General features: G+C 72.6%; 21 protein-coding genes. 8 read left to right on the top strand and 13 right to left on the bottom strand.

Annotated features, from left to right (window positions below):
- Positions 1–46: 46 nt before the first annotated feature.
- From ACFT32_RS22210 to ACFT32_RS22225, 4 genes are all read right to left on the bottom strand, one after another.
- Complete coding sequence (locus ACFT32_RS22210; RefSeq protein WP_382491814.1) at positions 47–724, bottom strand: DUF4328 domain-containing protein; 678 nt, start codon at positions 722–724, stop codon at positions 47–49.
- Between the two features lie 76 nt (positions 725–800).
- Positions 801–1,163, bottom strand: coding sequence for a DUF952 domain-containing protein (locus tag ACFT32_RS22215; protein ID WP_382491817.1), 363 nt, complete (start codon positions 1,161–1,163; stop codon positions 801–803).
- Between the two features lie 17 nt (positions 1,164–1,180).
- The gene (gene bla, locus ACFT32_RS22220; protein WP_382492729.1) at positions 1,181–2,152 is read right to left on the bottom strand and encodes a class A beta-lactamase; all 972 of its coding nucleotides are present in this window, start codon (positions 2,150–2,152) and stop codon (positions 1,181–1,183) included.
- Between the two features lie 23 nt (positions 2,153–2,175).
- Positions 2,176–3,813: a penicillin-binding transpeptidase domain-containing protein gene (locus ACFT32_RS22225; protein WP_382491820.1), complete on the bottom strand. Its 1,638-nt coding sequence runs from the start codon at positions 3,811–3,813 to the stop codon at positions 2,176–2,178.
- Between the two features lie 85 nt (positions 3,814–3,898).
- Between ACFT32_RS22225 and ACFT32_RS22230 the strand changes: the two genes are divergently transcribed.
- The gene (locus tag ACFT32_RS22230) at positions 3,899–4,909 is read left to right on the top strand and encodes a LysR substrate-binding domain-containing protein (protein WP_382491822.1); all 1,011 of its coding nucleotides are present in this window, start codon (positions 3,899–3,901) and stop codon (positions 4,907–4,909) included.
- Positions 4,906–5,781: a serine hydrolase gene (locus ACFT32_RS22235; protein WP_382491824.1), complete on the top strand. Its 876-nt coding sequence runs from the start codon at positions 4,906–4,908 to the stop codon at positions 5,779–5,781. Before ACFT32_RS22230 ends, ACFT32_RS22235 begins: the two co-directional genes overlap by 4 nt.
- Positions 5,782–5,806: 25 nt before the next feature.
- Here the strand turns inward: ACFT32_RS22235 and ACFT32_RS22240 are convergent, their stop codons facing one another.
- From ACFT32_RS22240 to ACFT32_RS22255, 4 genes are all read right to left on the bottom strand, one after another.
- A complete protein-coding gene (locus ACFT32_RS22240) occupies positions 5,807–6,391 on the bottom strand; it encodes a tellurite resistance TerB family protein (protein WP_382491826.1) in 585 nt (194 codons plus the stop codon).
- A 107-nt stretch (positions 6,392–6,498) separates the two neighbouring features.
- Positions 6,499–7,953 carry an MFS transporter gene (locus tag ACFT32_RS22245; protein WP_382491829.1) on the bottom strand — a complete coding sequence of 485 codons (1,455 nt, stop codon included), beginning with the start codon at positions 7,951–7,953 and terminating at the stop codon, positions 6,499–6,501.
- A gap of 169 nt (positions 7,954–8,122) precedes the next feature.
- Positions 8,123–10,036, bottom strand: coding sequence for a hypothetical protein (locus ACFT32_RS22250; protein ID WP_382491831.1), 1,914 nt, complete (start codon positions 10,034–10,036; stop codon positions 8,123–8,125).
- Between the two features lie 108 nt (positions 10,037–10,144).
- Positions 10,145–11,950, bottom strand: a complete 1,806-nt coding sequence (locus ACFT32_RS22255; protein WP_382491834.1) for an ABC transporter ATP-binding protein — start codon at positions 11,948–11,950, stop codon at positions 10,145–10,147.
- Between the two features lie 74 nt (positions 11,951–12,024).
- Between ACFT32_RS22255 and ACFT32_RS22260 the strand changes: the two genes are divergently transcribed.
- The 3 genes from ACFT32_RS22260 (at position 12,025) to ACFT32_RS22270 (ending at position 14,726) form a co-directional block, all read left to right on the top strand.
- Complete coding sequence (locus ACFT32_RS22260; protein WP_382491836.1) at positions 12,025–12,600, top strand: TetR/AcrR family transcriptional regulator; 576 nt, start codon at positions 12,025–12,027, stop codon at positions 12,598–12,600.
- 148 nt (positions 12,601–12,748) lie between these two features.
- Complete coding sequence (locus tag ACFT32_RS22265; protein ID WP_382491839.1) at positions 12,749–14,146, top strand: glycoside hydrolase family 43 protein; 1,398 nt, start codon at positions 12,749–12,751, stop codon at positions 14,144–14,146.
- Positions 14,147–14,363: 217 nt separating this feature from the next.
- Positions 14,364–14,726, top strand: coding sequence for a DUF1304 domain-containing protein (locus tag ACFT32_RS22270; RefSeq protein ID WP_382491842.1), 363 nt, complete (start codon positions 14,364–14,366; stop codon positions 14,724–14,726).
- A 16-nt stretch (positions 14,727–14,742) separates the two neighbouring features.
- Here the strand turns inward: ACFT32_RS22270 and ACFT32_RS22275 are convergent, their stop codons facing one another.
- Entirely contained in the window at positions 14,743–15,156 is a 414-nt protein-coding gene (locus ACFT32_RS22275; protein WP_382491844.1) for a DUF5994 family protein, read from the bottom strand.
- Between the two features lie 137 nt (positions 15,157–15,293).
- Entirely contained in the window at positions 15,294–16,145 is an 852-nt protein-coding gene (locus ACFT32_RS22280) for a hypothetical protein (RefSeq protein WP_382491847.1), read from the bottom strand.
- A 128-nt stretch (positions 16,146–16,273) separates the two neighbouring features.
- On the opposite strand from ACFT32_RS22280, the gene ACFT32_RS22285 reads away from it, so the two are divergent.
- Together ACFT32_RS22285 and ACFT32_RS22290 are read left to right on the top strand one after the other, a co-directional pair.
- Positions 16,274–16,648 (top strand): DUF6479 family protein, encoded by a 375-nt coding sequence (locus tag ACFT32_RS22285; protein ID WP_382491850.1) that lies wholly within the window; start codon positions 16,274–16,276, stop codon positions 16,646–16,648.
- A 50-nt stretch (positions 16,649–16,698) separates the two neighbouring features.
- Positions 16,699–17,145, top strand: coding sequence for a hypothetical protein (locus ACFT32_RS22290; protein ID WP_382492731.1), 447 nt, complete (start codon positions 16,699–16,701; stop codon positions 17,143–17,145).
- Here the strand turns inward: ACFT32_RS22290 and ACFT32_RS22295 are convergent.
- A complete protein-coding gene (locus tag ACFT32_RS22295; RefSeq protein ID WP_382491853.1) occupies positions 17,139–17,867 on the bottom strand; it encodes a carboxypeptidase regulatory-like domain-containing protein in 729 nt (242 codons plus the stop codon). The genes ACFT32_RS22290 and ACFT32_RS22295 overlap by 7 nt on opposite strands.
- 263 nt (positions 17,868–18,130) lie before the next feature.
- Entirely contained in the window at positions 18,131–19,792 is a 1,662-nt protein-coding gene (locus ACFT32_RS22300) for a glycoside hydrolase family 13 protein (protein WP_382491856.1), read from the bottom strand.
- Positions 19,793–20,098: 306 nt separating this feature from the next.
- Here ACFT32_RS22300 and ACFT32_RS22305 point away from each other — a divergent pair, with 306 nt between their 5' ends.
- Positions 20,099–21,055 (top strand): LAETG motif-containing sortase-dependent surface protein, encoded by a 957-nt coding sequence (locus tag ACFT32_RS22305; protein WP_382491859.1) that lies wholly within the window; start codon positions 20,099–20,101, stop codon positions 21,053–21,055.
- Between the two features lie 65 nt (positions 21,056–21,120).
- Here ACFT32_RS22305 and ACFT32_RS22310 read toward each other — a convergent pair whose 3' ends face one another.
- Positions 21,121–21,618, bottom strand: a complete 498-nt coding sequence (locus tag ACFT32_RS22310) for a DUF2975 domain-containing protein (RefSeq protein ID WP_382491862.1) — start codon at positions 21,616–21,618, stop codon at positions 21,121–21,123.
- Positions 21,619–21,650 lie beyond the last annotated feature (32 nt).

The following is a 21,650-nucleotide window of genomic DNA, read 5'->3' on the forward strand; positions in this document are numbered from 1 at the left end:
CAACCCGGAGGCCCCGTCCGGGCGTTCGTGGCCTGCCAGACCGACCCTAGGAGCCGGTCCGCGCGACCTCGTCGATGCGTTCCTGCTGCGCCGCCGTGAGCGTGCGGACCATGAGGGCGGCGGTTGCGGCCGCTGCGACGATCACCAGGTCGGCGGCGAGCAGGGGCCAGACGCCGTTGTAGGCGCGGGCGATGACGTCGTCGGTGGAGTCGGCGTAGAACAGGCCGACTCCGCCGGCCAGGCCGGCCAGCCACAGGCCCCACCACCAGTTCACGACGGCGGGCAGCCGCCGTTCGGGGAAGACCGACCCGTGGACGTCCGCGACCATGCCCCGGGGTATCCACAGGTTCACGACGGGCACGATCCAGGCCAGGAAGAGCCAGAAGTACTGGTACCGCGGTTCCTTGCCCGAGAGGACCCTGGCGTTGTCCCGTGCGCGGTCCAGCCAGAGCAGGAACACGAGCGCGCAGACCGCCGTGACGGCGCCGCCCGCGGAGCTGACCAAGTGGTAGGAGTTCTCCAGGGCGTTGAGAGGTCGGTGGACGCCGTTGCCCTGGTCCGGCGGGCCGGACGCCGGCTCGCCTGCCATGGCGAGCCGGATGTGCCAGACCGCCCGGACCGCCCAGGCCAGTCCGGCGAGGGCGAGAGCGACGACGGCGAGGTTGGCCGCGCTCCGGATCGGGCGCGGGGCGGAGGCCGGAAGAGGGGATTCCTTTTCGTTCATCCGGTCATCCTGTCGTACTAGATCATCCGGCTTCCTGTCGCACTCGATCACCCGGGCACCCGGGCTCCCGTCCCGCTCATTCCCGCCGGCTCATTCCCGCCGCCCGGCCCTCCTCGTCCCACCGCACCTCCAGGACGTGGTCGACGGCGTCCCGGTCGAGCGGACCGAACACGTGCGGGAACAGGACGTCCCCGGCGACCCCGGGCGGCGGGGCGGGGGCCGCCGCCTCGAACTCCACCCGCGCGGTGAGGCGCGCCTCGTCGAGGGCGAGCACCAGCAACGGCCTGGGCGCGTCCCGGTAGAAGGCGTTGACGACGGCCAGCGTGACCGGCTCGTCCGGGGAGCAGTGCACAAAGCCCTCCTCGGCGAGGGAGTCGGGCGCGTACGTCCGGCCGGGGGCGGTGTTCCAGACGGTGAGCGGTACGACGTGATAGATCATGGCCCCGTTATAGACCGTCAGAGTTTCAGGGCGGCGATGGTGCGCCGGGTCGCCTCGGCGATCAGGGCGTTGGAGGGCTCGGCCTCGTAGCCGGGCCGGTCGGTCATGACGGCCAGGACGAGGGGCTCGGTGCGGGGCGGTCGGACGACGGCGATGTCGTTGGCCCTGCCGTAGTTGCCCGTACCGGTCTTGTCGGCCACCTCCCAGCCCTTGGGGAGCCCGGCCCGGATGCGCCGGGCGCCGACTTCGGTGGCGTTGCGCGAGAGCAAGTCCGTGAGCAGGGCGCGTTCGCCGGCGGGCAGGGCGGTGCCCAGGAGCAGTGCGCGGAAGTCGGTGGCGATCGCCCGGGGGGTGGTGGTGTCGCTGGGGTCGTCGGGTCGTACGTCGTGCAGTTCGGGCTCGTAGTGGTCCATGCGGCTGACCTGGTCGCCGAGTCCGCGCAGATAGGCGGTGAGCTTCGCCGGGCCGCCGAGGTCGCGCATCAGCAGGTTCCCGGCCGTGCCGTCGCTGTACCGGACGGCGGCGTCGCAGAGTTGGCGCAGTGTCATGCCGGTCGCGACGTGCTTGCCGGTGATCGGCGCCGTGGACTTGAGGTCGGCGCGCGTGTAGGTGACGCGCCGGTCCAGGCCCTTCAGGGAGCGATGGTGCAGGACCGCCGCCGCTGCCAGTGCCTTGAAGGTCGAGCAGAAGGCGAAGCGCTCGTCGGCGCGGTGGATCACGGTGTCGCCGGTGCCGGTGGCGAGGGCGTAGACGCCGACGCGGGCGCCGTACTCGCGCTCCAGATCCACCAGGCGCGCACGACGGACGGTGGGCGCGGGGGCGGGCGGAGTGGCCGTGGACGCTCCGCCCGCCCGGCCGCTGTCCCGGCCGGTGTCCCGGTCCGTGTCCGTGCCGCAGCCGGCGAGAGGGAGGAGGACCGCGGCGGCCAGGAAGGCGCGGCGGGACGACGCGGAGGGCCCGTCGGCGGACCTGCGGGGTGCGACCTTCACTCGGGCTTTCACTCGGGGCTCCTTCACTCGGGGTCGCCGGAAGCGGCGGCCAGCAGGCTGTGGACGATCGGCCCGGCGGAGCCGCCGCCGGTGACGCCCTCCTCGACGACGCAGGCCACGGCGACGTTGCCGCGGTGGGCGACGAGCCAGCCGTTGTTGTCCTGCGCGTCGGAGACCTCGGCGGTACCGGTCTTGGCGCCGATCTCGCCGGGCAGGTCGGAGAGGACCTCCGCGGTGCCGCCGGTCACCGTCGCCCGCAGCATCGCGCGCAGTTCGGTGACGACGCCCCGCGGGAGCGGAGTCGTGGCGGTCTTGTCCTCGTTGCCGCGGGTGAGCGAGGGCTGGTGGAAGGTGCCGGACACGGCCGTCGCGGTCACGGACGCCATGAGCAGCGGGTTGGCCTGCACCCGGCCCTGCCCGATCATCGAGGCGGCCTTCTCCGTCTCGTCCTTCGGCGCCGGCACCGAGCCGTCGTACGTGGGTGCCCCGACGTGCCATTCCTGGCCCACGCCGAAGTACTTACGGGCCACATCCCCGAGTTCCCCGTCGTAGAGCCGGTCGCGCAGGCTGATGAAGGCGGTGTTGCACGACTCGGTGAAGTCCTTGCGGAAGGTGGCGCCCGGGTGCTGGGAGAGCTCCACGTTCTGGAACCGCTTCCCCACCGTGAGGTACCGGGGGCAGTCGACCACGTCGTCCGGCTTGACGGCGTCCTTGAGCAGCAGGGCGCTGGTGGTGACGATCTTCCAGGTGGAGCCGGGCGCGTAGGTGCCGGAGAGCGCGCGGTTGAAGCCGGAGGCGGGGGAGTTCGCCACGGCCAGGATCTCGCCGTCGTCGATGCGCAGGGCGACGAGCGCGGCGTTCTTGCCCTCGGCGTGAGTGGCGAGGGCCTGCTCGGCGGCGGACTGCCAGCCGGCGTGCAGGGTCGTGCGGACGGGGCCCTTGTCCCGCACCGTGCGCGCGCCGAAGGTGGCCTCCGTGCGCTCGACGTCCCCGGTGGCCCGGTCGACCAGGTGGATGGCCCCGCGCGCGCCGGTGTCCGTGCCGTTTCCGCCGAGCCGGGTCATGAGGGGCGCGAGGGAGGGGAGTTCGTCGCCGGACAGGGCCGTCCCCTGCCGGTCGATGACCTCGGGGGGTTTCGTCTCCTCCCGTTCGAGGCGGAACTTCTCGGTGCCGCTCAGCCGCGGGTGGACGACGGACAGCGTCCAGTCCACCTTCCAGGTGCCGTCGCCCCGCTGACGCAGCGGCAGCTTCGACTCGTAGGTCCAGGTGCCCAGGCCGGTGACGGGCATCCGGGCGGTGAACGGGACGGTGACCGTGCCGTCCTCCGCCTCGGTCGCGGCCTTGGCCCTGAGCGCGGGCTCGGTGATCTCGAGTCCGGCGGTGAAGCTGTCCAGCACGCGCTGCGCCGTACCGGGGCTGGTCGTGCGGGCGGCCGCGCTCGGCAGCCGGCCGGCGGCCCAGTCGGCGAGGAAGGCGCTGGCCTGTTTCCCGGCGGCGGGGTCGGGGCCGGTGTCCCGTGCGAAGGGACCGAGACCGGCCGCGTACGACCCGCCCGCGGCGACGGCCAGCACCACCGCTCCCGCGCTGACGGCCCGGACGGCGTTGCGGCGCCGTCTGCGGTCCCGGTTGGAGCGGCTGGTGTATTCGGCAAGGGAGTCCATGCGCCGAGAACAGCAGCGCCGTGGGCAACCTGTCCAAGACCTTTATCGATCTCGCATCGATCAATACCGGATATGGTTACTGTTCGTGGACCTGGTGCGGCACCTGGAGTGCTTCGTGGCTGTTGCCGAAGAGTCACACTTCGGCCGTGCCGCGGCTCGCCTGGGCATGGCGCAGCCGCCGCTCTCGCAGCGCGTCCAGCGGCTGGAGAGGCATCTGGGCGTCCGGCTCTTCGAGCGCACGAGCCGGCAGGTGACCATCACCGAGGCCGGGGCGCTGCTGCTGCCCGAGGCACGTGAGGTGCTCGCCCGCTCCGAGGCGCTCATGGCCACCGCACGCCGTATCCGCGACGGCGAGACCGGGCTGCTGCGGGCCGCGCTGCCGCCGGACATATCCGGCGACACGGTCGCCGCGCTGCTCGCGGGCTTCGCCGACGCCGGCAGCGCGGGCGTGGAACTGGAGCTGCACGAGCTGCCCACCGCCCAGCAACTGGAGCGGTTCGCCGCACACGAGCTGGACGTCGGGCTCATCCACCACCCCTGTGACGTCTCCGGCCTGGAGCTGGGCCCGGTGCTCCGCCGCGAACTGGGCGTACTGCTGCCCCGCGACGCGGCGGCGGCCGGGCTCGACGAGGTCCCCCTCGCCTCCCTCACCGGCTACGACCTGATCCTCTTCCCCCGCACGGGCGCCCCCGCGGTCTACGACGACCTGCTGACCACCTGCGCCCGCAACGGCTACACCCCGCCCGCCGTACGGCACGCCCAGGGCGCCAGCTTCGTCCGCGGACTGGTCCTGTCGGCGGAGGCGGTGTCCTTCAGCCCCCGGGACGCGCACGGGCCCGTGGAGGGCAACAGGGAGGGCTCTCGCCGAGAACCGGCCGCGGGTGTCGCACCGGCCGCGGGTGTCGTCTGGCGTCCGCTCACCGGGGCTCCCCTGGCCCTGCGGCACTCCGTCGCCTGGCCCGGCGGACGCGGTGACGCCGCCGTGGCCGCCTTCGCCGAGGCCGCCACGCACGCGCTGCGCACCACCGCCGGCGCGACCCCCGACCTGCCCACCCGCCCGCTCCATCTGCGCCCGGCCTCGGAGTACTGGCTGTGAACGACCCCCTCGCCCGCATCCACGCGGCCTTCGCCGACGCCGGGGTCACCGGTCGGCTGCACGCCGTCGACATCGACTCCGGTGCTCAGCTCGACGCGGGTGCGGACCAGCCGGTCTGCACCGCCAGCGTCCACAAGCTGTGTGTGCTCGTCACGCTCCACGAGCAGGCCGCGGCGGGGCTCCTGGACCTCACCGAGCAGGTCGAGTGCCCGTCGGAGGGCCGCACCACCGGGCCGACGGGGCTCGCGGCGATGCTCGACGGGGCCCGGCTGTCCCTGCGGGACCTCGCCTATCTGATGATGTCCGTGAGCGACAACGCGGCCGCCGACCTGCTGCTGGGGCGCGTCGGCCTCGACGCCGTCAACCGCACCACGGCCCGTCTGGGCCTTACCCGCACCCACGCCGTGCACTCCTTCGGCGAGCTCCTCGCCACCATCAAGGAGGACGCCGGCCCCGGTGGCGCGCGGGCGCTGGCCGACCCGCTCGTCGTCACCCGGCTGCGGGCGCTGGACCCGGCCCGCACCAACCGCAGCACCCCGCGCGACATGACACGGCTGCTCGGCGCCGTCTGGCGCGACGAGGCGTGCACGCCGGAGCACGGCGCGGCCGTCCGCCGCGTCCTCGGGCTTCAGGTGTGGCCGCACCGGATGGCCTCCGGCTTCCCCTTCGACGACGTCCATGTGGCGGGCAAGACGGGGAGCCTGCCGACCGTGCGCAACGAGGTGGGCGTCGTCGAATACCCCGACGGGGGGCGCTACGCCGTCGCCGTCTTCACCCGCACGGCCCGCACCTCCGCGCTGCTGCCCGCGGCCGACGCCGTCATCGGCACGGCGGCCCGCCTGGCCGTGGACGCGCTGCGCGCGGCCCAGTAGGCCGACGGGGCCGCCGCGCCGGTGGTCAGAGCTGGAACTCGGCGGGAGACACCCCCAGCGTGGCGCAGGCCTCGCGCAGGACCGTCGCCTCGGCCTGGGAGAAGTGGCCGTCGGCCCCGGCGATGACCATGCCGGTCTGGATCACGGCCCTGGCCTCGGTGGGCTTCTTGGCGGCCTTGGCGATCTCCTGCAGGGCCTCGGTCTTGCCGTGCTGGAAGTTCATCGTCAGCTGGTCCACATGCTTGTGGAAGCGCTGGCGCAGCTGCTCCGGCGGGAAGTTCTGCAGCACGTCGTTGCTGAGGATCATCGACTCGACCTGCTGCCGCTCGGAGGCGTCCACCTGCCCGTCGGCCGCCGCGACCAGGGCGCACATCGCCATGCTCGCGTCCCGGTACGCACCGCTCTTCAGCTCGTTCTTCAGCGACCCGAGCTGCGTCTTGAACAGCCCGACCAGCTGGGCCTTGCTGCCACCGCCCGACCGCGAACCCGAGCCGTGCCCGCCGGACGCGCCATGCCCGCCGGACGTGCCGTGGCCGCCGGACGTGCCGTGCCCGCTCTGGTTCTGCTGGAAGGCCTTGGCCTGGTCCTTGAGCTTGTCCCACACTGCCATTGAGTCACCTCGGTATTAGTCGGAGTCATCTCACGAACCCGCTCCCGCGCGCTCACCGGGTCAACGCCCGACCCCGGGTTAAAGGTTCCGCAAAACGCGCCCCTCTCTCACCTCCCGTTCTCTCCGTTCCCCCGAGTGGCGCGGGTCGCGATCAGCGGTCCGGCGACGCACACGGCGGCCAGCAGGATGCCGAAGGCGACGGTGAGGGCCGTGGTGTAGCCGTGGACGGATGCCTCGGCCGGGCCGGTGCGCCCGGCTCCCGCCAGGTAGGACGCCGTGGCACTGGCCGCGACGGTGTTGAGCAGCGCGGTGCCGAGTGCGGCTCCCAGTTGCTGGGAGGCGTTGTAGGCGGCCGACGCGGCTCCGATGTCGCGCGGCGGTACGTCCGCGGTGGCCAGGCCGGCCGTCGGGGGCAGGACGCAGCCGAGACCGAGCCCGGTGAGGATCAGGGCGGGGGTCAGGTACAGCGGCAGGACGTCCGTACTGCGCGCCGTCAGGCCGGTCAGGATCAGCACTCCGGCGGCCGCGGCGACCAGGCCGGGCACGATGAGCGCCGCGGGCGCGACGCGTCCGTGCAGCCTCCCCGCGATGAGGGTGGAGCCGAGCAGGGCGGCCAGGGCGTTGATGATCAGGACCAGGCCCGCCTGGACCGGTGAGTAGCCGAGGACGGTCTGGGTGTAGTAGCTCATGAACAGGTAGAAGCCGAACATCGCGACGAACATCAGGGTGATCGCCAGGAACGCCCCCGCGCGGGCGCGGTTCAGCAGCACGGGCATCGGCAGCAGCGGGTGCGGGGCGCGGAGTTCGACCACGGCGAACGCGGCCAGCAGCAGGACACCGGCGGCCAGCAGCGTGAGCACCTTCGCCGAACCCCAGCCGTGCGGTTCGGCTTCGTTGAAGGCGTACACCACGGCGGCGAAGCCCCCGGCGCTCAGCAGCGCGCCCGCGACATCGAGCCGTCCCTCGCCCCGGATCGGGCGGTCCGCCGGCACGAGAGCCGTACCGAGTACGGCGAGCAGCGCGACCGGGACGTTGATGTACAGGCACCACCGCCAGCCGGCGTACTCGGTCAGCAGCCCGCCCGCGATCAGTCCGAGCGCCGATCCGGCGGCACCGACGGCGGCGAACACGCCGAACGCCCGGCCGCGTTCGCCCGGCTCCGTGAAGGTCGTGGACAGCAACGACAGCCCGGCGGGCGCGAGTACGGCGGCGAAGACGCCCTGTAAGGCGCGGGCGGCGAAGAGTGTCTCCGGGTTCCCGGCGGCCCCGCCGAGCGCGGAGGCGACGGCGAAGCCGGCCAGGCCGATGGCGAACGTGCGCCGGTGGCCGAGCGCGCTGCTGACCCTGCCGCCGATCAGCAGCAGCCCGCCGAAGGCGAGGGCGTACGCGGTGATCACCAACTGCCGGCTGCCGTCGGACATGCCGAGCGCGCGCTGTGCGGAGGGCAGTGCGATGTTGACGACGGTCCCGTCCAGGACCACGAGGAGCTGGGCCGCGCTCACGGCCGACAGCGTCCACCATCGTCGGGTCCCGGGGGCGGATTCGATGACTCGGGTATCCATGACTTCAATCGTTTCGTTGAAGGGACCCCGGAGACTTTTCCCGCCGGGGCCGTCCTCCCGAGCCAGTGCGTGGCGCCGGCGTCCGGCAACCCTCAACTCCGCGGTGGAAACGGCGACTGCCCGCACCCGGTGATCGGGTGCGGGCAGTCGGGGTGACGTGCGGTCAGGCTCAGTCGCGGGAGCGGAGCTTCAGCCGCGGGGCGAAGCGGAACGCCGCGAAGCCGGCCGTGGCCAGGGCCGCGGCCGCCGCGAGCAGGAGACCGATGCCGCCCGCCCCGGTGGAGGCGAGGCTGCCGCCGTCGAGGTTCGTCGAGGTGCCGCCGCCCGTGGTCGTACCGCCGCCGCCGGTCGTCCCGGACTCACTCGCGCTGGGCGAGGGGCTCGGGTCGGCCGAGGGGCTCGGGACGATCGTGGGGCTCGGGGAGGGCGAGCCGGATCCGTCGCCGGGGCCGGGCTCGTCCGGGCCGTCGCCGGGGACTACCTCGACCGCGAACTGGGTCATGGCGTCACCGACCGACGCGGCGACGGTGTACGTGCCCGTGCCCTCACCGGCGGTCAGGTCCGGGGCCGCGGCCTTGCCCGCCGCGTCGGTCTTGACGCGGACGACCTGCTCCTCGCCGCCGAAGCGGGGAGCGTCCTCGCTGCCGTCCTCGACCCGGAACTCCACCTCCGTGCCGGCCGGCGCCGCCTTGCCCGACTTGACCACCATGGCGCGCAACGCCAGGTCGAAGTCCTGCCCCTGCTCGGCCTGCTGCTCGTCGCCGTCGGCGACGCTCACGACGTAGGGCGACTCCTTGACCCGCACGGTGAAGGCCGTCGACGCGCCCTGGGTCTTCGCCCGGACGGTGAACTCGCCCTCCTTCCGGCTGCCCAGCCCGATCCAGGGGGACTGCGCACGCCCCTGGGCGTCGGTCGAGACGACGGTCTGGTCGTCCTCCGGGCCGCCGGTGAGGCGGAAGAGCGGCTTGAGGCCGTCCGGGTCCTCGATCGTGTAGGTCACGGAGGTGTCGGCGACCGGCTTGCCGTCCTTGTCCCGGGCCACCACGGCCAGCGGGTCGACGTCGCTGCCCGGCTGGGTCGTCCGGTCGGTGCCGGAGACCTGCGTCAGCCGGTCGACCGTGGGGGAGGACTGCCACTGGAGGACGATCCGGCCCGGGCCACCGGGGGCATTGCCGCCGCCCATGGCCACGCCCGAGTCGACCGGGTTGTCGGAGGGGGCCCAGAAGGGGTCGTTCTTCTCCGGTGCCGTGGTGCCCTTGCCGACGACCAGACGGGCGTCGTCCACCCGGGCCGGCTCCGCGTAGCTGGAGCCGCCGCCACCGCTGCCGGTGGTGCCTTCGTCGCCGGGGGAGCCGCTCGAATCCGCGCCCGTGCCACCGCCGCCGCCCGCGTAGCCGGCACCGCCGCCGCCACCGCCGTATCTGCCCGCGCCGCCGGCACCACCGGCGCCGCCCTTGGCGTGGTCGGCGCCCGCGACGCCGTTGCCGGTGCCCGCACCGCCCTTGGCGCCGGTGGCGCCCTTGCCGCCGCGGCCCTGCTCGGAGGCGTCCTGGCCCGACTCGCCGCCGGCGACACCCGCCTGGGCGTGGGCCAAGTCGCCGCCGGCGCCGCCCCCGCCTCCGGCGACGACCAGCGGCGAGCCGCCGCTCGTGCGGATGGCGCTGCTGTTGCCGCCCCGCTCGGCGCCGGAGCCGCCCGCCTTGCCACCGAGGGCGTCACCGGAGCGCGGCCCGGCGACGGCCAGGCTCAACGCCTCCCCGGGCGTGACCTTGAGGGTGGCGCCGACGAAGCCGCCCGCACCTCCGCTCGCCATGGTGTTGCCGGCACCGCCCTCGCCCCAGACCCGCACGTTCAGCTGTGTCACACCCGACGGCACCTTGAACTCCTGCGCGCCCTCCGTCGGGACGAACAGGCGGCAGCCGGAGAAACCCTCCGTCGGCCCGCACGCCTTCCCGGCGGGCACGGCGGCACCGGCGGCCGAAACCCCCGTCAGAGCCGTTCCGCCGGTCAGCGCCAGCAGGGTCAACGCGGCCGCGCCGCGCCGGAGTCCGGCGCGGCGCAGGGCGACAGGATCGCGATACATCAAGAAAACTCCCCAACTTGTCACAAGCTCCCCCCCTGGGAGCCATGAAATGCTCGATCAGAATCGAACAAGACCAGTGAGACAGCTGATCAAACCTGGGGCGGTTGGTCAACCGAGAAGGGGCGATTCCGGGCAGTCCGCTGGGGCCGCGATCCGCAGGGCCTCCACCAGCTCCCGGTACAGCGTGTCCGTGGCGAGCAGTTCCCGGTGACCGCCCCGCGCACGGACCCGGCCCGCCTCCATCACCACGATGGTGTCCGCGTCGATGACGGTCGACAGCCGATGGGCGATCGTGACCACGGCACCCGTGGCCGCGCGGGCGCGGACGCAGCTCTGGACGGCGGCCTCGGTCAGCCCGTCGAGCTGGGCCGTCGCCTCGTCCAGGAGCAGCACGTCCGGCGTGCGCAGCAGGGCCCGGGCCAGGGCGATGCGCTGCCGCTCGCCGCCCGAGACGGCCGCGCCGGACAGGGGCGTGTCGAGTCCGTCGTCCAGGGCGTCGACCTTCTCGGCCAGCCGTACCTCGTGCAGGACTCGCCGCAGTTCCGCGTCCGTCGCGTCGGGGCGGGACAGCAGCAGGTTGTCGCGGATCGTCCCGGGCACGACCGGCGTGTCCTGCTCGACGTATGCGAGACGCGACCGGATCTCGTCGTGGCTGTGGTCGCGGTAGGGGCGGCCGTCCAGGAGCAGTTGGCCGCCGGTCGGCTCAAGGAAGCGCAGCACCAGGGAGAACAGGGTCGTCTTGCCCGCGCCCGAGGGCCCGACGATCGCGGTGTGCCCGTGCCGCGGGATGACCAGGTCGACGCCGCGCACCGCCGGTTCCGCGTCGGGGCCGTAGGCCGCGCTGACATCCCTCAGTTCCAGTAAGGGGGTGTCCTGTACGGGCCTCCTCCCCGCAGCGGCCTTCCGTACCGGGCCTTCATGACCCGCCCCGTCCTCCGACTCCAGGTCTTCCGTCTCCCGGATCCGCTCCGCCGCCGCGATCCCTGACTGGAGCGCGGTGACGTTCTGGCTGAGTTCGCTGATCGGGTCCATCAGCCCGAACGCGTAGAGCAGGAAGGCGATGAGGCTGGAGACCTCCAGCTCCCCCTCGGCGACCCGCCAGGCGCCCACGCCCAGGACCAGGATGATCGCCAGCTGGATGCCGGCCAGCGCGATCGTCCAGGCCAGGGCCTCGCGGCGATTCGCGCGGACGCCGTGCTCGGCGGAGACGCGCGCGTCGGCCATGATGCGCTCGGCCGTGCGGTCCTCGGCCCGGCCGGCCTTCACCGTGCGGATCGCGCGCAGCGCGCCCTCCAGATTGCCGCCGAGCCGCCCGAGGTGGTCCTGGGCGCGCTGCTGCGCGGTCGCGATCCCGGGCATGAGGACGGCGAACAGGACGGCGACCACGGCCACCGCCGCCGCGACCGTGCCCAGCAGCACCAGGTCGAGGACACCCATGAGGACCAGGGTCCCGAAGAGCATGACCACGGCGTTGATCAGGCCGACCGGGGCACCGGTGGCGGCCTGGTGCAGCAGGACCGTGTCGGAGGTGACGCGGGTGACGAGTTCGCCGGGCGGGCGCCGGGTGACCGCGGGGACGGTGGCCCGCAGGAAACGCCGCACCATCGACTCACGGGCCCGGAGCACCACCCGCTCGCCCAGCGCGCCGAGCAGCGTCCACTGCCAGTACATGACGGCACTGCCGACCACCAGCAGCACCAGCAGGGCCACCAGCGGCCCCCGCAGCGAGTCCGAGCCGCCGAGCGCGTCGAGCACGCCCTTCGTGACCATCGGCGTGGCCAGCCCCATCCCGGACCCCACCAGGGCGAGGACGAGCGCCAGGACCAGGGAGCGCCGGTGCGGCCGGGCGAACGACCAGAGGATCCGCAGTCGCGGGACGGACACCTTGCGAGACGTACCTTCCGGAACAGTCATGATGCCGAGTGGAACACTCGTGTTCCATAACGGTCAAGCGATTTTCATCATGGAAGACGCGCTACCGTATGCGCATGGTTGAGGAGCGGAGCGGAGCGGCCGAGAGCGGAACCCGGGCACGCACGCGGCGCGCCATCATCGACGCCGCCATCGGCCTGCTGGCAGGCGACCCGACCGCGTCGCTCGGCGACGTCGCCGCGGCGGCGGGTGTGGGGCGTACGACCGTCCACCGCTACTTCCCCGAGCGCTCCGACCTGCTCACGGCCATCGGCACGGACATCCTGGAGAAGGTCGCGGCGGCGACCGGACGCGCCCGGCTCGACGACGGCCCGGCCGCCAAGGCCCTGGAGCGGCTCTGCCAGGAGTACTTCGAGCTCGGCGACGGCCTCACGCTGATGTTCGAGACACCGCAGCTGGCGACCTGGTCGGGCTGGGACGAGGAGACCGCCGCCGACCAGCACTTCCTGCACACGGTCCGGCGCGGGCACACGGACGGCAGCATCGACTCCGAGCTGGACGACGAGTGGGTCCGCAACCTGGTCTGGTCCCTGCTGTACTCGGCCTGGGCGCACACCCGCACCGCCGGTGCCTCGAAGCACTCCGCCATGACGCTGTGCCTGCACACCCTGCGCAAGGCCATCGCCCCGTAGTTGCCGCCCCGTTGGGGATTTCTTCGTCACGTCCGACTCATTGACGGCGCACGGCTCCCAGCCCTACCGTCTGGCCGAATTGCCGAACCTGGTTCGCAATATCGAACGACCGCTGCACTCCGTACCCCCGACGGAAGGCCGAGCCCCCATGACCTCCACCCCCCGCAGACCCTCCCGCCGCCATGTCCTCGGCATGGCCGCGACCGTGCCGTTCGCTCTGACCACCGACCCGGCCCTGGGCGCCGGCGGGGCGAGCGCGGCGACGGGCCCGGCGTATGTGATGGCCTCCTTCACCGAGTCCCCGAGCGGGCTCGGCACCGACTACGGCCTGCATCTCGCCGTCAGCCCCGACGGCCTGGAGTGGACGCCGCTGAACCAGAACAAGCCGGTGGTCACGCCCACCCAGGGCGCCGGCGGCCTGCGCGACCCGTTCGTGCTGCGCAAACAGGACGGCACGTTCGTCGTACTGGCCACCGACCTCAAGGGCACCGACTGGAACCGCAACAGCCAGTACATCCACGTCTGGGACTCCGCCGACCTGCGCTCCCTCACCGGCTACCGCCTGCTGAAGCTGCACGACATGACCACCCACAGCTGGGCCCCGGAGGCCTTCTGGGACGCCTCGCGCGGGCAGTACGGGGTCGTCTACTCGTCGGTCAACGCGAGCGGCCACAACGTGCTGATGGTCAACTACACGACCGACTTCCGTACGGCGTCCGCGCCCCAGGTCTTCTTCGACCCGGGCTACGACGTGATCGACGGCAGCTTCGCCCTCGGCGTCGGCGGCACGAACTACATGTACTTCAAGGACAGTTCGAAGCAGACCCTGGTCGGCGCCAGGTCCGCGACCCTCGCCCCGGGCAGCTGGCAGGTCTTCAGCACGCCCGTGGCCCACGGCGGCACCGAGGCGCCGATTCTGACGCGGTCGCAGTCGACCGGCACCTGGTACCTCTGGGGCGACACCTACACGCCCAACGGTGTCTTCTACGCCTGGCAGACCGACGACCTGGCCGCCGGCACCTGGACGCCGGTCGACCAGCGCCGCTACACCCAGCCGGTGAACTCCAAGCACGGCAGCATCGCGCCGCTCACGGGCACGCAGTACGACAACCTCCTCGCGCACTGGGGAGCCCCGGCCTGGAACCGGCTGAAGTCGTACAACCACCCGGACCGCTACGTCCGTCACGCCGGTTTCGCGGGCCGGATCGACCCCTACCCCTTCGACCCGTACACCGACGCCCAGTGGAAACTCGTCCCCGGCCTCGCCGACGCGTCAGGCGTGTCCTTCCAGTCGGTCAACTACCCGGAGCGGTACCTGCGGCACTACGACTACGCGCTGCGGCTCGACGTCAACGACGGCACCTCGGTGTTCGCCGGGGACGCCACGTTCCACAAGGTCGCCGGGCTCGCGGACGCCGGCTGGACGTCGTTCCGCTCGCACAACAACCCGACGCGCTACATCCGCCACTCCGGTTACGCCCTGCGCGTCGACCCCGTCTCCACCGCGACGGACCGGGCTGACGCGACGTTCCGTATCGGCTACTGACCGGCGGTCGAGCGGGAAGGCGGGAAGGCCGGGCCGGGCTCCCGAGCGGCACACGCGGGGACGCGTCGGCCCGGACCGGCCTTCCACTGCCCGCAATCTGCCACCCGGCACCGCCCGCCGCCTCCCGGGGAGGCCCGAACGAGGACGGCGGAGTCAAAGGCAGCGGAGCGAGGACGGCGGGGCGAGGACTCCGGATCGCGCCTGGGATGATGCGTGCATGTCGACCCTCGCCACCCTCGCGGTGCTGGCTCTCGCCGCCCTCCACGCCTACATCCTGGTGCTGGAGATGTTCCTGTGGACCACTCCACGGGCCCGCGCCGCCTTCGGCACCACCGCCGAGTTCGCGGCGGAGACGAAGGCCCTCGCCGCCAACCAGGGCCTCTACAACGGCTTCCTCGCGGCGGGCCTGCTGTGGGGCGCGGTGGCGTCCGACCCGGTGGGCTTCCAGGTCTCGGTGTTCTTCCTGGTGTGCGTGGCGGTCGCGGGCGTCTACGGCGCGGTCACCGCCAGCCGGAAGATCCTCTTCGTGCAGACCGTCCCGGCGCTGGTCGCCCTCGCTCTGGTGCTGCTCGCGCACTGAGCGGCGGGTCCGGCCGTCACGCGCCCTGTGTGACGGCCCGCTCCATGATCAGGTCCGCCTCCGCCCGGGCCGTCGCGGGCGGCACCACCAGCAGGTCGTAGCGGCCCCGGCCGAGCGCGAGCAGACAGACGGTGTGAGGTGCGGTAGGCGAGTCGGTGTGGCCGACGTGCACCGACTGCCCCGCGATGACCACCTGCTCCGGACAGTCCTGCCAGGTGTCCCCGTGGACCAGGACACTGCTGATGCGCCCCCAGGCACGCGGCAGCACGCCCAGCAGCCCGGTCAGCTCCTGCGCCAGGTCGTTTGAGCGGGGCCACCATGCCCCGTCGATCCGGCGTGCCGTACGGCCGAAGCGCGTGGGCTCGGCGAGCCGCAGCCGGACGTCCCGCGGTGCGGGGAGCGGCGGCGGGGACGAGGATGCGGAGGTCATCGGGGCTCCTGCTGCGAACGGGGGACGTGGCCAGGAGACCGTTCAGCCACCGGTTGCGACCTACCCCCGGTCTCTCCACCGTACGCCGCAGGGCGGTGCGGGAGCCGAGGCCGCCCGCACCGCCCGACGGGTACCGGTCAGAGGCCGTAGCGGTTCTTCAGATGGCGCCAGAAGTCACGCGCCATCCACTTGTCGAACTCGGTGATCTGCGTGGCGCTGCCCGCCTTCATCAGGAAGCAGCACTGGCCGGTCGGCGACCAGTCGTAGAAGTCGTCGAGGCCGAAGGTGTGGCCGACCTCGTGCAGGTAGATGTGGATGTTCTCCTGGTTCAGGGCGCCGGTGAAGTACTCCTGGCCCATGCGCTGGCCCCAGTCGCCGCCCGCGCCGCCGCCGAAGCCCTTCGTCAGCCACAGCGACTGGTCGTAGTGGCGGGCGGCGCCGCCGGGACACTTCGAGTAGTTGCCGTCCTGGTGGAAGAAGCGGCCGCAGTCCGGGGAGCACTGCGGGGCGCCGCCGCCGTCGAGATTGCCGGTGTAGATGTCGACGGAGTTGTCGGTCCACTGGAGGGTGGAGCGGTTCTTGACGGCCCAGCCGACGATGTTGACCGGGACGTTGGTGTACGGCCAGGCGTTGTGCCCCTTGCCGTTCTCGGTCATGGCCGTCATCCACTTGCCGAACTGCTTCTTCAGCGCCGCGTGGATCCGGTCGCGCAGGGCGGCGCTGACCGGGGCGTCGGACTCCCAGCGAACGCAGTAGTTGACGCTTCCCCGGTTGGCCATGACCTGGTCCCAGCCGTAGTTCCGGAAGCCGTACAGGTTCGGGTAGGTCGTCTCGACGTGCCGCCAGACCTCGTTCAGGGGCTGGACGAGGTTCGCGGGCGGGTTCCACTCGTCGGCGGCCTGAGCCTTGCCGTTCGCCATGCCGGGAGTGGCGAAGACGGCGGCTAAGACGGCCAGCACGGTGATCAGTCGCGCGAGATGTCTGCGCATGGTGATCTCCCTCGTGTGGGGGGACGGGGTATCACCGTCAGGTCGTCGCCGGAGCGGCAGAGGTTGCCCACTTTTTACCGACGGACATTCCGGGCGCTTTATGGCATTCCGTCGGCGATACTCGGAGTATGAAAACGGCCACGTATGAACTGCTGGCGGCGTCGTCCGATCACGCGATCGCCGTGGGCATCGCCTTCGTCTGCGGACTGATCGTGGCCTGCGCGCTGATCTGGGGCGTCCGGGTCGGGATGCGGGTCATGGACAAGGACACCCATCACCCCGGCCTGGAGGAACAACCACACGTCCCGGACGGCGGGCCGGTCCACGAGATGCGCGAGAGGCGCGAGCCCGACGAGATGCCGATCACGACGAAGGACGGCGACCGGATCCTGCCCCACGACCTCCACCACGCGAGCACCAGGACGGGCAAGGACCAGAATCCGCGCCGTTGGTCGCCCGGATCCAGCGGGTCCTTCGGCGGCGGCGGCCTCGGACGCACGTGACGCCTATGGCCGCCCACCACCGGACTCGCTGCAAAACGGCCGGAGCGGTGCTGACGCTCGCCCTGGCCGCCGTGCTCACCGGCTGCAACGGCGGCTACGACAGCCCCTCGGACACCGCGAGCAAGGCGGAGTCGGCGGTCGGGTCGGTCGCCTCGGGGGCCTCCGAGGCGGTCGAGTCGGCCACGGCCGAGGCCCAGCGCCGGCTGGACGACATCCAGGACGGCGTCGACGTCAAGGGTGATGTGAAGGCCGGTCCTACCACCGTCGGCTCCGACGGCCGGGCCCGGTCCGAGGTCACCGTCCGCAACACCGACGACTCGCCCCGGTCCTTCGCCGTGCAGGTGAACTTCACCGACTCCGGGAACCGGCTGGTCGACACGGTCATCGTCACGGTGAACCAGGTCCAGCCGAACCACACCGCCACGGCCACCGCCCGCAGCACGCACGACCTCTCCGGCGAGGTCCGGTCCGACATCGCCCGGGCCGTGCGCTACTGACCGGCGCCGGACTCCGTCACCGCGATGTCGATCTGCTCGCTCATGGCGCTCACCCCGTTCAGGGTGGCGACCGCCTGGAGGCGGTTGGCACCCGCCGGAAGGGCCGGGGCCGGGGTGCACGCCCAGGTGCCGTCGCGGGCGGCGGTGGTCGCGCAGGCCTCGCGGTCGTCCTTGTCGCGGACGGTGACCCGGGCGCCCGGGTGCGCCTTGCCGGCGATCTCCGGCCGGGCGTGCAGCGGCACGCCGGACAGCGGACGGGTCAGCGTCGGCCCGGCCAGGCCCACGGTGACGGCACACCGGCCGGATGCCCGCCGCACGCCGCGCGCGTCGGTGATCCGCAGGAAGCAGTCCCGCAGCCGCGTACCGGGCACGGCGCCCGGCGGCACCGCCAGCACGAAGGGGAACGTACGGCCGGCCGCCTCGCGGGTGACGGTGTACGCCCCGCTGCGGCCGTCGGCGGCGACCGAGCCGCGGTAGCCGGACCCGTCGAGCGGCGTGCCCGTCACCCGCGCCCCGCGAGGCGCGGTCAACGTCAGCGTGGCACCCACACCCGGCCCCGCCCCCGGGTGCCCCACGACCTCGACGATGCCCTCCCGCCCGGGCGCGATGACCGCCACACCCCACAGCCCGCCCCCCTCGGCGACCGCGGGCGCCCCCGGAACCAAGAGCACCCCCGCGACCACAACCCCCACCACGGCTGCTGTCCTGCTGTACCTGTTCATCGCGGGCGGGACTCCCTGTGCGGACGGAGACGGCACTCTGCCAGCGATTCTCCCGGCCACCCCCACAGACAACCCGCCCTGCTGCGCCGCACGGGTGCCCCCACGCCCCCAAAGGGGCGCGGGGAACTGCGCGACCAGCCACAACACCGCCGCAGACAAACGACGGCGGGGCCGCACCCCAAAGGGGCGCGGGGAACTGCGCGACCAGCCACGACACAGCCGCAGACAAACGACGACCCACCCGGCCCCACCCAGCGGAGCGCTCAGCGGCCGAGCCACACCGTCGTGTCCGGCCCGACCCGTCCGTCCTCCAGCGGCGCGCTGCTCAACAGCACCTCACCGGCCGGCAGCGGCACCGCCGTACCGGACAGGTTCGTCACACACCGCCAGCCATCACTCCGGTCGAACCGCAGCACACCCTCCGGGGCGTCCGCCGCCCAGGTCAGCTCCTCTCCGGCGAGGAGCTTGCGGCGGAGCCTGAGGGCCCTGCGGTACAGCTCCAGGGTTGAACCCTCCACCCCGTCCTGGGCCGAGACGGCGTACGCGGCGAAGCCGGACGGCTGCGGCAGCCAGGCGCCGCCCGGCCCGAAGCCGTACGACGGTCCGGCCGTCGTCCACGGCAGCGGCACCCGGCAGCCGTCGCGCCCCTTGCGGACATGGCCCGTCTGCTCCCAGATCGGGTCCTGGAGCACCTCGGTGGGCAGGCCGGCGACCTCGGGCAGGCCGAGTTCCTCCCCCTGGTAGACGTACGCCGAGCCGGGCAGCGCCAGCATCAGCAGCGTGGCCGCCCGGGCCCGGCGCAGTCCGGCCGTCTCGTCGACGGCCGGGGCGTGACCGCCGGACAGGAGCCAGGCGTTGAGGTCCGTGCCGGGCGGGAGCATCAGCCGGGAGGCGTGGCGTACGACGTCGTGGTTGGAGAGCACCCAGGTGGCCGAGGCCCCGGCGGCCCGGGCGGTGGCGAGCGAGTCGGTGATGACCTGCCGCAGCTCACCGGCGTCCCAACCGGCCTCCAGATACTCGAAGTTGAAGGCCTGGCCCAGCTCGTCCGGACGGGCGTAGAGCGCACGCCTGGCACCCGGCACCCAGGCCTCGGCGACGGCCATGCGCGGCGGGCGGTAGGCGTCGAGGATCTTGCGCCAGTCGCGGTAGATCTCGTGCACGTCGTCACGGTCGTAGAGGGGATGCGTGCCGGGCGGCAGGCCGGCGAGCGCCTCCTCGCCGCCCGACGCGTGCGTGCCGAGGTCGCGCAGGGGTTCGCTCAGGTCCTTGACCAGGGCGTGGGCGACGTCGATGCGGAAGCCGTCGACCCCGCGGTCGGACCAGAAGCGCAGGGTGGTGCGGTAGTCGGCTCGTACCTCCTGGTTCTCCCAGTTGAGGTCGGGCTGCTCGGGGGCGAACAGGTGCAGGTACCACTGCCCGTCGGGGACGCGCTTCCAGGCGCTGCCGCCGAAGACGGACTGCCAGTCGGTGGGCGGGAGTTCGCCGTGCTCACCGCGGCCGTCGCGGAAGACGTAGCGGTCGCGGGCCGCCGAGCCGGGCCCGGTGGCGAGGGCCTCCTGGAACCAGACGTGCCGGTGCGAGGAGTGGTTGGGCACGATGTCGACGATGACCTTCAGACCGAGGCGGTGGGCCTCGGCGGCCAGGGCGTCGAAGTCGTCGAGGGTGCCCAGGCGCGGGTCGACGTCCCGGGGGTCGGCGACGTCGTAGCCGCCGTCGGCGAGCTCGGACGGGTAGAAGGGGCTCAGCCACAGGGCGTCCACGCCCAGGGCGGCGAGGTGGGTGAGGCGGCGGGTGATGCCGCGCAGGTCTCCGAGTCCGTCGCCGTCGGCGTCGGCGAAGCTGCGGGGATAGACCTGGTAGACGACGGCCTGCCGCCACCAGTCGGGATCCCGGGACGACAGGTCGAGAGTGGAGCGATCGGTCACGCGGTCTCCTTCGCAGGGCATACGGGCGACAGCATTGAATCTGTCCAGAATGCCGGAAAAAGGAAACATCGGGGTGGTCGGAGTGATCCATTCCTGCTGTGATGAAAGTGTGATGGAGGAGTAACTCCCTTTGCATACCCGCAGGTTGACAGCGTGCTGCGGCGCCGCGACGATGAGGTCGCACTGTGGCGCATGTGACCAATGAGCCCAGTGTTTCTCAGACCACTCACCCCGGTACGGCCGGCCGCCGCGTGCTGCCCTGCTGCCGTCACCCGGGTTCCGGCATACGCCAAGAAATGGGATCGCATGTCCATAGCGAGACGTGTCATCGCGCGACGCCTGCTGGGGACCGGCGCCGCGGCCCTCGCGCTCTGCGCCGCCTCCGCCACCACCGCGTTCGCGCACGGTACGCCCGGCGGCGACGGCTGGTCGTCCGGCGGCAGCTACAAGCCCGGGACGGGCGCGGGGACGGAGACCGGCACCGACCGCTGCCAGTTCTCGCTCGACGGCACGAACTTCCACGACTCGGTGAAGGTCGACGACCAGAACCTGAAGCCGACCGAGGACGGCAAGGTCCACATCAAGGTCCGCACCGCCGGTGACGCGGCGACCTGCACGGCCTCCCTCGCCTCCTACCTCGCCCACGGCGCGACGTTCGGCACCTCGGGCGAGCAGGTGTTCGTCGACTTCGACACGGTGACGGTCAAGCCGGGCGTCACCGAGTCGCTCGACATCGCCATCCCGGACAAGGGCTGCTTCGGGCAGATCGACCTCTACCGGGGCGCGGTGAAGTTCGACGGCAAGCTGGACGCGAAGGACGGCTTCGAGCACGGCGAGCTGCCCAAGGGCCCGGACCGCCCGGTCATCAAGGACAAGCTGATCGCGGCCTGGAACGGCGGCACGGAGGACTGCACGAAGACGCCCCCGCCGGCGGAGACTCAGCCCCCGTCCAGCCCGCCCGCCGAGCCCTCGGAGCCGCCGAAGCCGCCGGCCGAGCAGTCGACGCCGCCGGCCTCCCCGTCCGAGCCCGCGGAGCCCTCGACCCCGCCGTCCTCCGACACGGACACGCCCACCCCGTCCGCCTCCGAGTCGACGCCCACCGCCCCCAAGCCGAACGGCGGTGGCGGCGACCTCGCCGAGACCGGCGCGAACAGCAGCACCGGCCCGATCGCCTTCGGCGCGGCGGCCCTGCTGGCGGGCGGCGCGGCCATGATGATCGTCACCCGCCGCCGCACGGCCAAGCGCAACGCCTCCGGCGCCTGAGCCAGGCCCCCCACTCCCCGCCCTGCCGTCACCCCTCCAAGCCTGCGGCAGGGCGGGGTTCGCCGTCAGACGACCTCTGCCATCTCGCTCTGCAGACTGGTCGCCTTGCGCAGCAGACTCCGCATGACGACCATCAGCATCGCGAACGCCGCCCCCACCGCGACCCCCGCCGTCGCGGCGGCCAGGGCGCTTTCGACGTCCATGCCGTCGTCGGGAGAGGGGATCTCCGCGACGGCCAGATGCCCGGCGACCCCGAGGGCAAGGACGGTCGCCACGACCGAGGCGCCGATGATGACGTCGACCCACCGGAAGGCCCGCGGCGTGAAGATCGCGTCCCGCTGCACCATCGTGAGCAGCATCCACACGGCGACGAGCGCGACCTGCACGCAGACGACCCCCACGATCGCCACGGCCGAATAGGGCGTGGCGAAGGGGGCGTAGGGCGGGAAACGGTCGACCTCGTCGGCCGCCGTCGTCGGTATGACCACGAACTGCCCGAAGAGCCCGACCAGGACGGCGAAGGCGATACCGGCCCGGAGCGCGACGATGAGGAAGCCATTCATTTATCGATTCTCGATCGCTATCGATCGAAAGT

This window comes from Streptomyces sp. NPDC057002, assembly GCF_042673825.1.
Classification (GTDB): Bacteria; Actinomycetota; Actinomycetes; order Streptomycetales; family Streptomycetaceae; genus Streptomyces.

Excerpts from the sequence above, each read along its gene's own strand:
- ACFT32_RS22210 (WP_382491814.1), bottom strand. The coding sequence starts at position 724 with ATGAACGAAAAGGAATCCCCTCTTCCGGCCTCCGCCCCGCGCCCGATC.
- ACFT32_RS22215 (WP_382491817.1), bottom strand. The coding sequence starts at position 1,163 with ATGATCTATCACGTCGTACCGCTCACCGTCTGGAACACCGCCCCCGGC.
- ACFT32_RS22225 (WP_382491820.1), bottom strand. The coding sequence starts at position 3,813 with ATGGACTCCCTTGCCGAATACACCAGCCGCTCCAACCGGGACCGCAGA.
- ACFT32_RS22240 (WP_382491826.1), bottom strand. The coding sequence starts at position 6,391 with ATGGCAGTGTGGGACAAGCTCAAGGACCAGGCCAAGGCCTTCCAGCAG.
- ACFT32_RS22245 (WP_382491829.1), bottom strand. The coding sequence starts at position 7,953 with ATGGATACCCGAGTCATCGAATCCGCCCCCGGGACCCGACGATGGTGG.
- ACFT32_RS22250 (WP_382491831.1), bottom strand. The coding sequence starts at position 10,036 with ATGTATCGCGATCCTGTCGCCCTGCGCCGCGCCGGACTCCGGCGCGGC.
- ACFT32_RS22255 (WP_382491834.1), bottom strand. The coding sequence starts at position 11,950 with ATGACTGTTCCGGAAGGTACGTCTCGCAAGGTGTCCGTCCCGCGACTG.
- ACFT32_RS22260 (WP_382491836.1), top strand. The coding sequence starts at position 12,025 with ATGGTTGAGGAGCGGAGCGGAGCGGCCGAGAGCGGAACCCGGGCACGC.
- ACFT32_RS22265 (WP_382491839.1), top strand. The coding sequence starts at position 12,749 with ATGACCTCCACCCCCCGCAGACCCTCCCGCCGCCATGTCCTCGGCATG.
- ACFT32_RS22270 (WP_382491842.1), top strand. The coding sequence starts at position 14,364 with ATGTCGACCCTCGCCACCCTCGCGGTGCTGGCTCTCGCCGCCCTCCAC.
- ACFT32_RS22275 (WP_382491844.1), bottom strand. The coding sequence starts at position 15,156 with ATGACCTCCGCATCCTCGTCCCCGCCGCCGCTCCCCGCACCGCGGGAC.
- ACFT32_RS22280 (WP_382491847.1), bottom strand. The coding sequence starts at position 16,145 with ATGCGCAGACATCTCGCGCGACTGATCACCGTGCTGGCCGTCTTAGCC.
- ACFT32_RS22285 (WP_382491850.1), top strand. The coding sequence starts at position 16,274 with ATGAAAACGGCCACGTATGAACTGCTGGCGGCGTCGTCCGATCACGCG.
- ACFT32_RS22295 (WP_382491853.1), bottom strand. The coding sequence starts at position 17,867 with ATGAACAGGTACAGCAGGACAGCAGCCGTGGTGGGGGTTGTGGTCGCG.
- ACFT32_RS22305 (WP_382491859.1), top strand. The coding sequence starts at position 20,099 with ATGTCCATAGCGAGACGTGTCATCGCGCGACGCCTGCTGGGGACCGGC.
- ACFT32_RS22310 (WP_382491862.1), bottom strand. The coding sequence starts at position 21,618 with ATGAATGGCTTCCTCATCGTCGCGCTCCGGGCCGGTATCGCCTTCGCC.